Source organism: Tardiphaga sp. 862_B3_N4_1 (genome assembly GCF_051811085.1).
Lineage (GTDB): Bacteria > Pseudomonadota > Alphaproteobacteria > Rhizobiales > Xanthobacteraceae > Tardiphaga > Tardiphaga robiniae.
Window position 1 is genome coordinate 2,137,699 of record NZ_JBPWQB010000001.1, and the last position, 12,541, is coordinate 2,150,239.

At 60.9% G+C, this 12,541-nt stretch carries 12 protein-coding genes; 6 read left to right on the forward strand and 6 right to left on the reverse strand.

Going from position 1 to position 12,541, the window contains the following annotated elements:
- Positions 1 to 43: 43 nt before the first annotated feature.
- Entirely contained in the window at positions 44 to 997 is a 954-nt protein-coding gene (locus AB8B02_RS09980) for an AEC family transporter (RefSeq protein ID WP_439063835.1), read from the forward strand.
- Between the two features lie 52 nt (positions 998 to 1,049).
- On the opposite strand, the gene AB8B02_RS09985 is transcribed toward AB8B02_RS09980, so the two are convergent.
- From AB8B02_RS09985 to AB8B02_RS10005, 5 genes are all read right to left on the reverse strand, one after another.
- Positions 1,050 to 1,955, reverse strand: a complete 906-nt coding sequence (locus tag AB8B02_RS09985) for a LysR substrate-binding domain-containing protein (RefSeq protein WP_309948926.1) — start codon at positions 1,953 to 1,955, stop codon at positions 1,050 to 1,052.
- Between the two features lie 116 nt (positions 1,956 to 2,071).
- Positions 2,072 to 3,220: an ABC transporter substrate-binding protein gene (locus AB8B02_RS09990; RefSeq protein WP_439063836.1), complete on the reverse strand. Its 1,149-nt coding sequence runs from the start codon at positions 3,218 to 3,220 to the stop codon at positions 2,072 to 2,074.
- A 46-nt stretch (positions 3,221 to 3,266) separates the two neighbouring features.
- Entirely contained in the window at positions 3,267 to 4,247 is a 981-nt protein-coding gene (locus AB8B02_RS09995) for a PDR/VanB family oxidoreductase (protein ID WP_309948930.1), read from the reverse strand.
- Between the two features lie 17 nt (positions 4,248 to 4,264).
- Positions 4,265 to 4,987 (reverse strand): hypothetical protein, encoded by a 723-nt coding sequence (locus AB8B02_RS10000; protein WP_309949062.1) that lies wholly within the window; start codon positions 4,985 to 4,987, stop codon positions 4,265 to 4,267.
- A gap of 401 nt (positions 4,988 to 5,388) precedes the next feature.
- Complete coding sequence (locus AB8B02_RS10005; RefSeq protein ID WP_309948931.1) at positions 5,389 to 6,597, reverse strand: UbiH/UbiF family hydroxylase; 1,209 nt, start codon at positions 6,595 to 6,597, stop codon at positions 5,389 to 5,391.
- 136 nt (positions 6,598 to 6,733) lie between these two features.
- Here AB8B02_RS10005 and pcsA point away from each other — a divergent pair, with 136 nt between their 5' ends.
- Genes pcsA through AB8B02_RS10020 form a run of 3 tightly spaced genes read left to right on the forward strand, consistent with a single transcriptional unit; the run spans position 6,734 to position 9,233 of the window.
- Positions 6,734 to 7,468, forward strand: coding sequence for a phosphatidylcholine synthase (pcsA, locus tag AB8B02_RS10010; protein ID WP_439063837.1), 735 nt, complete (start codon positions 6,734 to 6,736; stop codon positions 7,466 to 7,468).
- A complete protein-coding gene (locus AB8B02_RS10015; RefSeq protein ID WP_439063838.1) occupies positions 7,465 to 8,202 on the forward strand; it encodes a TerC family protein in 738 nt (245 codons plus the stop codon). The genes pcsA and AB8B02_RS10015 overlap by 4 nt, the downstream gene beginning before the upstream one ends.
- Before the next feature lie 56 nt (positions 8,203 to 8,258).
- Complete coding sequence (locus tag AB8B02_RS10020; RefSeq protein WP_068731670.1) at positions 8,259 to 9,233, forward strand: quinone oxidoreductase family protein; 975 nt, start codon at positions 8,259 to 8,261, stop codon at positions 9,231 to 9,233.
- Positions 9,234 to 9,340: 107 nt separating this feature from the next.
- On the opposite strand, the gene rimO is transcribed toward AB8B02_RS10020, so the two are convergent.
- Complete coding sequence (gene rimO / locus AB8B02_RS10025; protein WP_439063839.1) at positions 9,341 to 10,669, reverse strand: 30S ribosomal protein S12 methylthiotransferase RimO; 1,329 nt, start codon at positions 10,667 to 10,669, stop codon at positions 9,341 to 9,343.
- 111 nt (positions 10,670 to 10,780) lie between these two features.
- Between rimO and AB8B02_RS10030 the strand changes: the two genes are divergently transcribed.
- A complete protein-coding gene (locus tag AB8B02_RS10030) occupies positions 10,781 to 11,371 on the forward strand; it encodes an ANTAR domain-containing response regulator (protein WP_089264382.1) in 591 nt (196 codons plus the stop codon).
- Positions 11,371 to 12,540, forward strand: a complete 1,170-nt coding sequence (locus AB8B02_RS10035) for a CmpA/NrtA family ABC transporter substrate-binding protein (protein ID WP_439064621.1) — start codon at positions 11,371 to 11,373, stop codon at positions 12,538 to 12,540. Before AB8B02_RS10030 ends, AB8B02_RS10035 begins: the two co-directional genes overlap by 1 nt.
- Position 12,541: the final 1 nt, after the last annotated feature.

Sequence of the window (12,541 nt, forward strand, 5' to 3'; positions counted from 1 at the left end):
TATCCTGCCCGCCGGGCCAAGAACCAAGAAAAACACGCCTGACATGATGGACGTCCTCAATCTTGCACTGCCGTATTTCGGGCTGATCTTCATCGGCTTCGCCTGCGGCAAGGTGAAGAACCTGCCCGAAACGGGCCTCGCCTGGATGAACTTCTTCCTCCTTTATGTGTCGCTGCCGGCACTGTTCTTCCGGATCATGGCGAAGACGCCGTTCGAGGAACTCAACAATCTGCCCTTCGTGATCGGGACCACGCTGGCGACTGCAACGGCGTTCTTTCTGTCGGTCGGCACCGGTAAATTCCTGGGCCGGCTGACCATGCGCGAGGCCGGGATGGCGGGGCTCGCCGGCGGCTATGGCAATATCGGCTATATGGGACCGGGGCTGGCGCTGGCGGTGCTCGGCCCCAAGGCGGCAGTTCCGACTGCACTGGTATTCTGTTTCGACAGCATCTTCCTGTTCTCGATCGCGCCGCTGATGATGGCGCTGACCTCAGGCGACAAGCGCCCGCTGCTGCCGACCATCGGCATCGTCATCAAGCACATCGTGCTGCATCCGCTGATCGTCGCAGCTTATCTCGGCGCCTTCGTCGCGGCGTTTCACATCCAGATGCCGGTCGCGGTCGACGGCATGCTGCTGTTCCTGCAGAATTCTGCTGCGCCCGTTGCACTATTCGCGCTCGGTGTGACGGTTGCCTTGCGGCCGCTGGGGCGCGTGCCGTGGGAGGTGCCTGGCCTGATCTTCATCAAGCTGCTCATCCATCCGCTAATCGTGTTCGGCCTGATGTTGCTGCTCGGGCCGTTCCCGCCGGTATGGGCCGCGACGGCCGTGCTGCTCGCTTCCTTGCCGCCGGCGCTGAACGTGTTCGTGATCGCGCGGCAGTACGATAGCTGGATCGAACCGGCTTCTGTCGCGGTGCTGCTCGGCACGTTCGTGTCCGTGCTGACGCTGACGTCGGTGATGTATTTCCTGAAGACCGGCCAGATCGCGTTTCCTTGAGCTGAAACTGGTTGATGTTAGCGCAGCCCGTCTGTGTGCTTTGCGCCAATCCCTATTTCACTTGACGCGCGAGCCCGACCAGCCAGCGGTGAAAGTCACGGGCTCCCGGCCTATCGAAGACGGCATTCTGCCAGGCCAATGCGTAAGGCGATGGCAATGTCAGTCGGTGATGAAATGGCGTGACGAGGCGGCCAGCCTTCACGTCTTCCAAAATCATCGACTGCTGCGCCAGCGCGATGCCCCGTCCGTCGATAGCCGCTTCGATTGCCAGGCTGGATAGCGAAAAAACGAACGCGTCATCGAGTTGTCCGCAACTCACACCAGCTTGACCGAACCACCCTTGCCAAGTCGGTGGCGGCTCGAAAATAGGCTTCCAGTCGATGCTCAGCAAACGGTAAGCCAGCAAATCCGCTGGATGTTCCAGTCGCAGACCCGATTGCAACAATGACGGGCTACAGACCGGGACAAGACTGTCAGTGAACAGGGGAACGGCGTTATCGAAGTGCCGGACCTTATCAAGATAGGAAATCCGGAAGTCCACGTGCCCCGCGTCGACGGCCGACTCCGTGATTGCGACTTCCAGATGGATGCTGATCTGCGAGCGCATCTGCTGCAGTTCGAACAACCGTGGCGTCAACCACTTGCTTGCGAACAAGGGTAGCGCGCTCACCACCAGACCGCTCGAACGGTGCGCGGCCAGTGCATCACCATGCGCGCTCCGCAGGCCGTGCAGCCCGCTGGAGATAGCGACGTGATAAGACCGTCCGAAGTCGGTGAGCTTCAGTCCCGTCGCCTTGCGGGAAATCAACCGCAACCCCAGCGCGCCCTCCAACAGCTTGATCTGTTGACTGATCGCACCGGGAGAAACGGCCAGCTCGGTGGCGGCGGCTTTCATGCTCAGGAGGCGACCGACCGCTTCGAAAACAATCAGGGAGCGAATCGGCGGCAGACGTTCCATGGACAATCTCGACGCCGACCTCGGCCTTGAATCTCCTTATCATAGTTCCAGATTGTGGTTTAGCTTTTCTAACGTTGCCCAGGCGGGGCAGGACCAGATGCCCACCCGGTCCCGGTTCAAGGCGCCATCACCACCTTACCATCGACGATCTTGACAAAGTAGATCGCCGGATTGCTCTGGCCGCTCTCACTGCCGGCTGGCCCGGATTTGGCAAAACGGACGGGGCCGTTGAGAGCGGGCACGTCGATTGCCCACATCGCGTCGCGGATGGCGGCAGGCTCGGCCACGCCGGACTTGCGAATTGCGGCTGCAATGACGTTGATGCCGTCATAGCCGCGGAAGCTTTCGGTCAGGCCTGCAGGCGGAAACCCCTTGCGCGCCCAAGCGTCGATGAACGTCTTCGATCGTTCCGGAAATGCCGTCGCATCGGGAACCCAGGGCGTGAAGAACAGCAGATGCGTCGAGTTATTCGCGGCGACACCTGCCTGGGCGATTAACTGGTCTGGATTTTGGGAGCCGCCGGTGGTGATTACCTGCCGATCCAGATTAAGCGCCTTGATCTGCTTCAGGACGAGTGTCAATTGATCGACCGCTGTTGTGACGATCAGGGTTTCCGCATCGGAACTTTTGATCTTCGAGAGTTGCGCACTCAGATCCTGTGCTGTCTGATCCATCAGTTCGGTCAAGCCGACCTGGATTCCGTTCTCCTTGAACATCTTGGTGAAGTCCGCTGCCGTGCTGCGTCCCCAATCGTTGTTGATGATCAAGAAATCAGCCTTCTTGATCTTGAAATGATCGAGATGTTTCTGGAAACCGCGCGCTTCCAGCGCGGCGGGCGCCGAAATCCTGAAAATATACGTATTGCCACTTTCCGTAATCTTATTGGCGCCCGACGTTTCCACCAGCATAGGCACCTTGTAGTCCATGATCACGGGCATGGCGGCAAGCGTCAAGCTGGACCCCCATGCTCCCAGCATTACGGGCACCTTGTCACGCGTAATCAGCTTTTCAGCGACACCGGCCGCTTCTGTCGGGTTGCTCTTATTATCTTCGATGATCAGCTTGAGCGGCATTCCCAACACGCCGCCAGATGCATTGATTTCCTCAACCGCAATTTTTGCGCCGTTCATCACATAGGTGCCGGACGCCGCAAACGCCCCCGTCAATGGCAAATTGACGCCAATCAAGATGTCCGCTGCGAGCGCAGATAGCGAGGATCCGAATAAAAGACTGGCGGCCAGGGCTGCGCGGACGAAGGCATTCATTTGACCTGTCTCCTGTTGATTGGCAGTCGGTGGATAGAGACGCGTGTTACAGTTCGAGTACCAGACGCAGGGTCTTCGAACGTGAGACGCATGGAAGAATCATCTTGCCCGCTTCGCGCTGCGCGTCGTCGAGCAGGTCATCGCGGTGTTCGGGCGTCCCGTCGAGAACGGTCAACAGGCATGTTCCGCATATGCCAGCCCGGCAGGAGTTCGTGATGCAATAGCCGGCATCTTCCAGTGCGCCGAGCAGGCTCTGGTCGGGAGATACGCACACCACCCGACCGGAACGCGCCAATTCCACTTCGAATGCACCGCTGTCGGCGCACGCTTCCAGGTACTTCGGCGCAAAACGCTCACGATGTAGCGCTGCAGGCGGCCAACTAGCACAGAAGCTTTCAACCGCATCGATCAGCTGGCCGGGTCCGCAGCAATAGACCTTCGTTCCGGGCTCTGGCCGGCCCAAAAATTTTGCCAGGTCGATGGGGCCCAATTCGTCAAATGGAATAAGATGAATTTCGCCATCTTCATAAGTCGCGATTGCGTTCAGCAATGCCATCGACCGCAATGAGCGACCACCGTAGACAAGCGTCCAGCGCCGGCATTTCCGCGAGACCTCGGCGATCATCGGCAAGATCGGCGTGATGCCGATGCCGCCCGCGATGAACAGATAGGCGTCGCTTTCGACAAGTGGAAAATTGTTGCGAGGGCCAGCAACGACGAGTTCATCGCCCGCAACGAGATGCTCGTGTACATAGGCCGATCCGCCACGCCCCACAGGCTCTTTTTGGACCACGATTGTCCAGCTTTGGCGGTCGTCGCGACATCCACAAAGCGAGTATTGCCGCATCAGACCATTAGGCAATATCAGGTCTATATGTGCGCCCGGTGTCCAGTGCGGCAACAGCGCCTGGTCCACGGCCCCCAACCGGACCAGGAGCGTCCCTTCACTCTCCCGATCGATGCTCAGCACGTGCAACCGAAATGGCTGCGCGCTGCCGGATCGTTCATCCGCGAGCGTCACCATCATTGGCGCGTCCGCGGGCATCAAAGCGTCGCAGATGCTGATGCCCTGGACCGGGCGGCCATGGACGCTGCAACCACCTCGGGCGTGAATGACTTCCAGGCAATATCGCGCATTCCGCGCATCGCGCTCAGGATTTCGTCGCGATCCTCATCCGTCTTTGCGTAGGTCGACAGAATTTGACGACCGAGACTGGTATGGAATTTTTCGTCGATCTCGATCTGTTTGTAGATCTTGACCACCTCGGTATAGCCGTGGCGTTCCGCACCAACGAAGGTGGGCTCGAAGCTTCCCGATGCTGACGTCTCCGAGGCATACCACGCGGCAATTCCCGCCAGGTGATGGCGGTCCATGCATTGCCAGAGGTGATTGCTCCATGCGACCGCCGCGGACGGGACCGATGTGGGTACCGTGCCCCCCAACGATTCAACCGCACGACCGACAGCCTCGTAGTGCTCGGCCTCCTGAAACGACTGCTTGGCAAGCAGCGTGATGTGACGACGTTCGAACCCCAATCCGTAACGACGGATCTGCTCGTTCAGAAGAAAAACGTAGTCAATCTCGCGCCATGCGCGAGTTTCCAACCAAGTCGCCAGCGCCGCTGGATCTGGATTTTTATGAAACGCGTCAAAGAACTTCTGAGTCGCTTCCTGCGCCATGTCAGCGACGGTCACCAGAATCTCATCGACCTCGGCCCGGATCGGATCCAATCCATTGCCGCCGCGCACCTTGTTCACATCGAGCATCACGATACGTCTCCAGTTCTCGAACAACTGCACCGATGTTCGTCTTGCCGGAAACGTTAGGAGGCTGACGCCGCTGTGGGAACGCAGCATTATCTATTGCGGATTTTAGCAAATCTAAACCGGTGAGGGGGGTAGCCTTAGCGACGAGCAATTCGCGCGTGTTTTAAGGGCACATTGTTCATGCTCGCGCCATGACGGGTTGCTGCCAAATGTACTTGGTCAATCGTCTGGCTTGGCGCTTCCGCAGCACGGCTGCGACCGATGTGCACGCCTTCGTGCGAGTCGGCTTTGCGCCAGATGGCGAGATTGGATCAGCGTTGACCACATGCTATAGCGACGAGCAGGGTGCCATGGCGCGGCGGATGCTGAGATGCTCCGTCGTCAGCTCCTGTTCCCAACCGTCAATTGCTATATGTCGTCTTCCGCCACGATGGCGACAGGCCCTCGCGCATCGCGAGCCGACGGAGCGGGCCGATGGCGCCCATCGCATGCATGCCGGCCGCGCGGATCACCTGCATCGGTAGGAGATCGCTCAGCAGCGAGCGATTGGCCATATCGATAGCGAAGGTACGCGAGGAGATATCGCTCCGCCTGATCTTCTCGAAACGCGCCAGCACTGGCGTTGCCCCGATATCCGCGCCGTTCATGCCAGCATGGCGAACGACGTCAGCGATATCGCCGGCATCGCGCAGGCCAAGATTCAGACCCTGCGCACCGATTGGTGGCACCACATGGGCGGCTTCGCCGACCAGTACGATGCGGTTCTTCGCGAGCTGTGTGGGCTGCTCGATGGCCAATGGAAACACATGCCTGCCGGGCTCGACCTGAACCCGGCCGAGGATCGAATGCGATTGTTTCTCGGCGGCGTCCGACAATGCCTCATCGCTCAATACCATCAGGCGCTCGGCATCCCGGGGCTTGTTGACCCAGACGACGCTGGAGCGATTGCCGGGCAGGGGTACGAACACGCAGGGACCGGCGGGGGTGTGAAACTCCGTCGACATGTTCTTGTGCGGCCGGCTATGCGCGATGTTGAAGGTCAGCGCGGTCTGCTCAAGCGCGCGTCGCTTGACTGAAATGCCCGCGGCCTCGCGGCACAGGGACTGGCGGCCATCGGCGCCGACGATCAGCCGCGCCACCAGGACCTGGCCTTGCCGCGTGCGGACCTGAACCTGCATCTCGTCCGGCGTGACCGTATCGGCCTCGTCATCGATGCGAATGAGATTGGGCAATTCCGCGGCGCGCGCTTCGAGCGCGATCATCAATTCGCGGTTCTCGATATTATAGCCGAAGGTCTCAAGGCCGATCTCGCTGCAGACGAATTTGACTTCGGGCGCACGGATCAGCCGGCCCGTGTCGTCCACCAACCGCATGGTCGTCAGCGCGGCGGCCTTGTCGGCGCAGCGGCGCCAGACATCGAGGCTTTCCAGAAACGCGACGGAGCCGCCCAGGAGCGCGGTGGTGCGGTTGTCGCCGTAGGGGACGCGGCGGGCGACGAGGGCGGTACGGGCGCCGGTCTCGGCCAGCGCGAGGGCGGCAGCAAGGCCGGCAGGACCGCCGCCGACAACGGCGACATCATAGGTGGAGGTGGAAACAGAGGTCTCGGTCATGGACGGACCATCGGCCTTTGGCCCGGTATTTTCAAGCCGTTACGCGCCGCGGAATCGTTCCCGCAGTGTCGGGCGGCCGAGTGCCGCATCGGCGCCTGTGCAAATCGGTCGGATTCCTGCTAGCAATTCCCGGCATATGACCGCTTCGAGTCCGGACCAATTCCCGTCGTCGTCACGATCCGCGCGCGCGGCGGCGTTCTCGGTTCACATCTTCACTGCGCTCGGTGCCGGCGTGGCACTCATTGCCATGATGAGCGCCGTGCGCGGCGAATGGGCTGTGATGTTCGGCTGGCTCGGTTTGGCGCTGATCATTGACGGGCTCGATGGCCCGATCGCCCGACACTTCGACGTCGGCCGCGTGTTGCCGGATTGGTCGGGCGATGCGCTCGATTTCGTGGTCGACTTCCTCACTTACGTGTTCGTGCCGGCCTATGCGATCGCTGCCTCCGGTCTGTTGGTGCCGTGGACAGCGGTGTTGCTCGGTGCCGGGATCGTCATCACCAGCGCATTATATTTTGCTGACAAGCGCATGAAGACCGACGACAACCACTTTCGCGGTTTTCCGGCACTGTGGAATGGGGCGGCGTTCTATCTGTTCCTGCTGCAACCATCACCCGTCATGGCGAGCCTTGCGATGCTGGCGCTGATTGTCCTGACCTTTGTGCCTGTGCATGTGCTGCATCCCGTTCGCGTGACGCGTCTGCGCCGGTTGAACCTGTCGCTGATGGCGATATGGGCTGTGCTGGCCGTCATCACGCTGATACAGAACTTCGTTGTTGCTTTGCCTATTACGGTCGCGCTCTGCGCGATCGCTTTTTACATTGTCTGCGGTGACGCTGTCATCCGCCTCATGAGGCCCTCCAAATCATGATTGAACTGTTTTCCAGCCCTGAAGCCTGGGCCGCGCTCCTGACGCTGACCGCGCTCGAAATCGTACTTGGTATCGACAATGTGATTTTCCTGTCGGTGCTGGTGTCGCGGCTACCGGAGCCGCAGGCAACCCGCGCACGCCAGATCGGTCTCGCGCTGGCGCTCGTGTTCCGCATCATCCTGCTGAGCGTTCTCGTCTGGCTGATCGGCCTGACCGAACCCGTCATCACGGTGAGAGGCCTCGCATTCTCCTGGCGTGATCTGATCCTGATCGGAGGCGGTCTGTTCCTGATCGCCAAGGCAACGCACGAGATTCATGCCGAGGTCGAGGCGCGGGAAGGGCATGGCGATGAGAAGCCGGCGCCGAACGCCTTTGCCTGGGTGATCCTGCAGGTTATCGTCGTCGATCTTGTGTTCTCGCTCGACTCCATCATCACCGCGATCGGCATGGCGCAGGACATCGAGATCATGGTTGCCGCCGTCATCATCGCCTGTGCGGTGATGTATGTATCGTCCGGACCCGTGGCACGCTTCGTGGCGCAATATCCGACCACCAAGATGCTGGCGCTGGCCTTCCTGGTGTTGATCGGCGTCTCGCTGATGGCGGATGGATTCAAATTCCATATTCCGCGCGGCTACATCTATTTCGCCATCCTGTTCTCGGCGGCGGTCGAGTTCTTCAACGTGCTGGCGAAGCGCAACCGCAGAAAGCGGGCCCAGCCGGGCACAGGTTGACATCACGCGGGTGTTGGTTATCGCTTGAGACCAAAGTCATTCAGGGAGATTGAACGATGACTAAAGCCGTCCGCGTCCATGAGATCGGTGGACCCGAAGTCCTCACTTATGAAGACGTGCAGGTCCCGGCACCGGCCGCGGGCGAGGTGCGCATCCGCCAGCATGCCATTGGTGTCAATTTTATCGATACGTACTTCCGCAGCGGCCTCTACAAGGCGCCGCAGCTGCCGTTCATTGCCGGCAATGAAGCCTCCGGCGAAGTGATCGAGGTCGGTCCAGGCGTCACCGGCTTTCATCCCGGCGACCGCGTCGCCTATTATTCGGCCCTCGGCAGTTATGCGACCGAGCGCGTGTTTGCCGCTGATCGGCTGGTGAAGCTGCCCGATCGCATCACTCACGAGCAGGGTGCCGTGCTGATGCTCAAGGGGCTCACGGTCTGGTATCTGCTGCACAAGACCTTCAAGGTCGAGCCCCATCACCGCGTGCTGATCCATGCCGCAGCGGGCGGCATCGGTCTGCTCGCCTGCCAGTGGGCGAAGGCCATGGGTGCGCATGTGATCGGCACCGTCGGCTCGAAAGAGAAGGGCGAGTTGGCGCTGGCCAATGGCTGCGATCACGTCATCTATTACAACGAAGAGAACTTCGTCGATCGCGTGAAGCAGATCAGCCGTAACGAACTCTGCGATGTCGTCTATGACGGCGTTGGCAAGACTACCTATCCGGGGTCGCTGTCATGCCTGAAGCCACGCGGCATGTGGGTGTCGTTCGGCAACGCGTCGGGTCCTGTGCCGCCATTCGCCATCGCCGAACTCAACAATCACGGCTCGCTGTTCGCGACGCGTCCGAAGCTGAATGACTATGTCGCCAAGCGCTCGGAATTGCTGGAGGGCGCCGACACGCTGTTCTCGGCTGTGATCGACGGCAAGCTGCATGTGCCGATCAATCACGCTTATGCGCTGAAGGATGCGGCCAAGGCGCATGTGGACCTGGAAGCACGCAAGACCACGGGCGCGGTGATTTTGAAGGTGTAAACGATCGTCGTCATTGCGAGCGCAGCGAAGCAATCCAGTGCGACGAGAAAGTGCTGGATTGCTTCGTCGCAAGTGCTCCTCGCAATGACGGCTGAGACAGTATCGCTTTAGAATCCCGCCACGGTCCCGTGCAGATCGTAATTGTCCGCGCGTTCGATCTTCGCCGTGACGATCTCGCCGACCTTCAGCGGCCGGCGTGCGGTGATATAGACCGATCCGTCGATATCGGGAGCGTCCGCCTTCGAGCGGCCCTTCGACACGGTCGGGCCGACCTCGTCGATGATGATCTGCTGGCGCGTTCCGACCTTGCGCTTCAGACGGCGCGCGGAAATCTTCTGCTGACGCTCCATCAGCGCATTCCAGCGCTGCTGCCTGATCTCTTCCGGCACCGCATTGGCGATGGCGTTCGAAGTCGCGCCCGCTACGGACTCGTATTTGAACGCGCCGACGCGGTCGATCTGTGCCTCTTCCAGCCAGTCGAGCAGATACTGGAAATCGCTTTCGGTCTCGCCGGGGAAGCCGACGATGAAGGTCGAGCGCAGTGTGAGATCGGGGCATTCCTCGCGCCACTTCTTGATGCGGGCGAGCGTCTTGTCCTGCGCCGCCGGGCGCTTCATCGCCTTGAGCACGTCCGGAGCGGCATGCTGGAACGGGATGTCGAGATAGGGCAGCACATTCTTGTTGGCATTCATCAAGCCGATGACTTCGTCGACATGCGGATACGGGTAAACATATTGCAGCCGCACCCAGGCGCCGAGTTCGCCGAGCTCTTTCGCCAGATCGTAGAACTTGGCGCGGACCTCGCGATCCTTCCACGGGCTCGTCGCATATTTGATATCGACGCCGTAAGCCGAGGTGTCCTGCGACACGACCAGCAATTCCTTGACGCCCGCCTTCACCAGCTTCTCGGCCTCTAACAGGACTTCGTTGGCCGGACGCGAGACCAGATCACCGCGCAGCTTCGGGATGATGCAGAAGGTGCAGCGGTTGTTGCAGCCTTCGGAAATTTTCAGATAGGCGTAGTGCCGCGGCGTCAGCTTGATGCCCTGCGGCGGCACGAGATCGATATGCGGATTGTGCACCGGCGGCAGCGCGCGGTGCACGGCGTCGAGCACGCTTTCGTATTGCTGCGGGCCGGTGATCGACAGCAGGTTGGGATAGGCGGCTTCGATCTGCTCGGGCTCGGCGCCCATGCAGCCGGTGACAATGACCTTGCCGTTCTGCGCCATGGCTTCGCCGATGGCGCCTAGCGACTCTGCCTTGGCGCTGTCGAGAAAGCCGCAGGTGTTGACGATGACGATGTCGGCGCCGTCGTGCTTGCGGGCGAGTTCGTAACCTTCGGCCCGCAGGCGCGTGATGATGCGCTCGGAATCCACCAGGGCCTTCGGGCATCCCAGCGAGACAAAGGAGATTTTGGGCGCGGCGGCCTGTTGCATATTCGATCTGCCTGATTGAGAGGCAGCAGGTAGTCCCATTTGCCCATAATTACAAGGCTTTAAGCCGTGCGCGGGCGTGCTATGGGTATGCTGCATCCATGTGAGTGCCCGATGCCTGCCGACCAGTCGCCCAAAATTGTCATTGTCGACGAAAGCCCGATCCGGGCCGCGATCCTTGAGGAAGGGCTGCGGGAGGCTGGCTATGTGGACGTCCAGCATATCCGGGAGATGCATAACCTGCTGGCCCGGATCTACGCCCTGGACCCTGACGTCATCGTCATCGACCTCGAAAACCCCAGCCGCGACGTGCTGGAACAAATGTTCCAGGTGTCCCGCGCGGTGCGCCGGCCAGTCGCCATGTTCGTCGACCAGAGCGACGCCGAGTCGGCACGGGCGTCGGTCGAGGCGGGGGTATCCTCTTACATCGTGGACGGGCTGAAGAAGGAGCGGATCAAGCCGATCCTCGATCTCTGCATCTCCCGTTTCAACGCCTTCTCCAAACTGCAGGACGAGCTCGAGCGCACCAAGTCGGCGCTGGAGGAGCGCAAGATCATCGACCGCGCCAAGGGCATCGTGATGAAGCTCAAGGGCCTCAATGAAGAAGAGGCTTACGTATTGCTGCGATCCACGGCGATGCGTGAAAAGAAGAAAATCGGCGAGATCGCGCAGTCGATCATCACCGCAGCGGAGTTGCTGAAATGATCGACCACCCGCTTCGCATCGGCTTCATCCCGCTGGCCGACGCCGCCGCCCTGATTGTCGCGGTCGACAAGGGGTTCACGAAGGCCGAGGGGCTGAACGTCGAACTGGTCCGGGAAGTGTCGTGGTCGAATGTCCGCGACAAGCTGAATATCGGCCTGTTCGAAGCGGCGCATCTGCTGGCGCCCGTTGCCATCGCGTCCAGCCTCGGGCTCGGGCATGTGAAAGTGCCGATCGTGGCGTCGTTCAATCTCGGCATCAACGGCAATGCCATCACCGTTTCGCCGGCGCTGCATGCAGCGCTGATGTCGGAACTCGACGGTGACCCGACCGATCCCATGGCCACCGCGCAGGCGCTGCGCCGCGTGGTCGTCGCGCGTGCCCGCGCCGGCGCCGATCCCCTGACCTTCGGCATGACGTTTCCGTTCTCGACGCATAATTACCAGCTCCGTTTCTGGATGGCCGCCGGCGGTGTCGATCCCGATGAGGACGTCCGCCTCGTGGTGCTGCCGCCGCCTTACATGGTCGACAGTCTCGCCAACGGTCACGTCGATGCGTTCTGTGTCGGCGCGCCCTGGAATTCTGTCGCGGTCGATCTCGGCGTCGGCCATATCCTGCATTTTGTCTCCGACATCCTGCTGCGCGCTGCCGAGAAGGTGCTGGCGATGAGGCAGAACTGGGCGGAGAAGAACCCGGACACCGTGGCGGCACTCACCCGGGCGCATGTGAGCGCGGCTGCCTTCATCGAGGCCCCGGAGAACCGCAATGAGATCGCGGCGATTCTCGCCAAGCCCCAATATATCGGCGTCTCGCCGGAGGTCCTGCTGCGGACGCTGGATGGCCGGCTGAAGATTTCACCGGATGGCACCATGCGCGAGAGCGGGCGCTATCTGCTGGTCGGCCGCGAAGGAGCCGGGCGTCCTGATCCCGTTCAGGCCGCCTGGCTCTATGCCCAGATGGTGCGCTGGGGACAGGCCGCGATCAGCCCCGAGGCGCTGAAGATCGCACAGGGTGTGTTCCGCCCCGACCTCTACGATGCCGCGCTCGGTATCACCGGCAGTGCTCCGACCGATGTGCCCGACGCGGTTGGCGCCTTCGCCGGACCGCCATTCGATCCGAGTAATATCGCTGCCCATCTCGCGGCGTTCGAAATTGCGCATATGAAGTCATAGC

What these genes read in the sequence shown, in the direction of transcription:
- AB8B02_RS09980 (WP_439063835.1), top strand. Translation starts at nt 44, where the DNA reads ATGATGGACGTCCTCAATCTTGCACTGCCGTATTTCGGGCTGATCTTC.
- AB8B02_RS09985 (WP_309948926.1), bottom strand. Translation starts at nt 1,955, where the DNA reads ATGGAACGTCTGCCGCCGATTCGCTCCCTGATTGTTTTCGAAGCGGTC.
- AB8B02_RS09990 (WP_439063836.1), bottom strand. Translation starts at nt 3,220, where the DNA reads ATGAATGCCTTCGTCCGCGCAGCCCTGGCCGCCAGTCTTTTATTCGGA.
- AB8B02_RS09995 (WP_309948930.1), bottom strand. Translation starts at nt 4,247, where the DNA reads ATGATGGTGACGCTCGCGGATGAACGATCCGGCAGCGCGCAGCCATTT.
- AB8B02_RS10000 (WP_309949062.1), bottom strand. Translation starts at nt 4,987, where the DNA reads ATGCTCGATGTGAACAAGGTGCGCGGCGGCAATGGATTGGATCCGATC.
- AB8B02_RS10005 (WP_309948931.1), bottom strand. Translation starts at nt 6,597, where the DNA reads ATGACCGAGACCTCTGTTTCCACCTCCACCTATGATGTCGCCGTTGTC.
- pcsA (WP_439063837.1), top strand. Translation starts at nt 6,734, where the DNA reads ATGACCGCTTCGAGTCCGGACCAATTCCCGTCGTCGTCACGATCCGCG.
- AB8B02_RS10015 (WP_439063838.1), top strand. Translation starts at nt 7,465, where the DNA reads ATGATTGAACTGTTTTCCAGCCCTGAAGCCTGGGCCGCGCTCCTGACG.
- AB8B02_RS10020 (WP_068731670.1), top strand. Translation starts at nt 8,259, where the DNA reads ATGACTAAAGCCGTCCGCGTCCATGAGATCGGTGGACCCGAAGTCCTC.
- rimO (WP_439063839.1), bottom strand. Translation starts at nt 10,669, where the DNA reads ATGCAACAGGCCGCCGCGCCCAAAATCTCCTTTGTCTCGCTGGGATGC.
- AB8B02_RS10030 (WP_089264382.1), top strand. Translation starts at nt 10,781, where the DNA reads ATGCCTGCCGACCAGTCGCCCAAAATTGTCATTGTCGACGAAAGCCCG.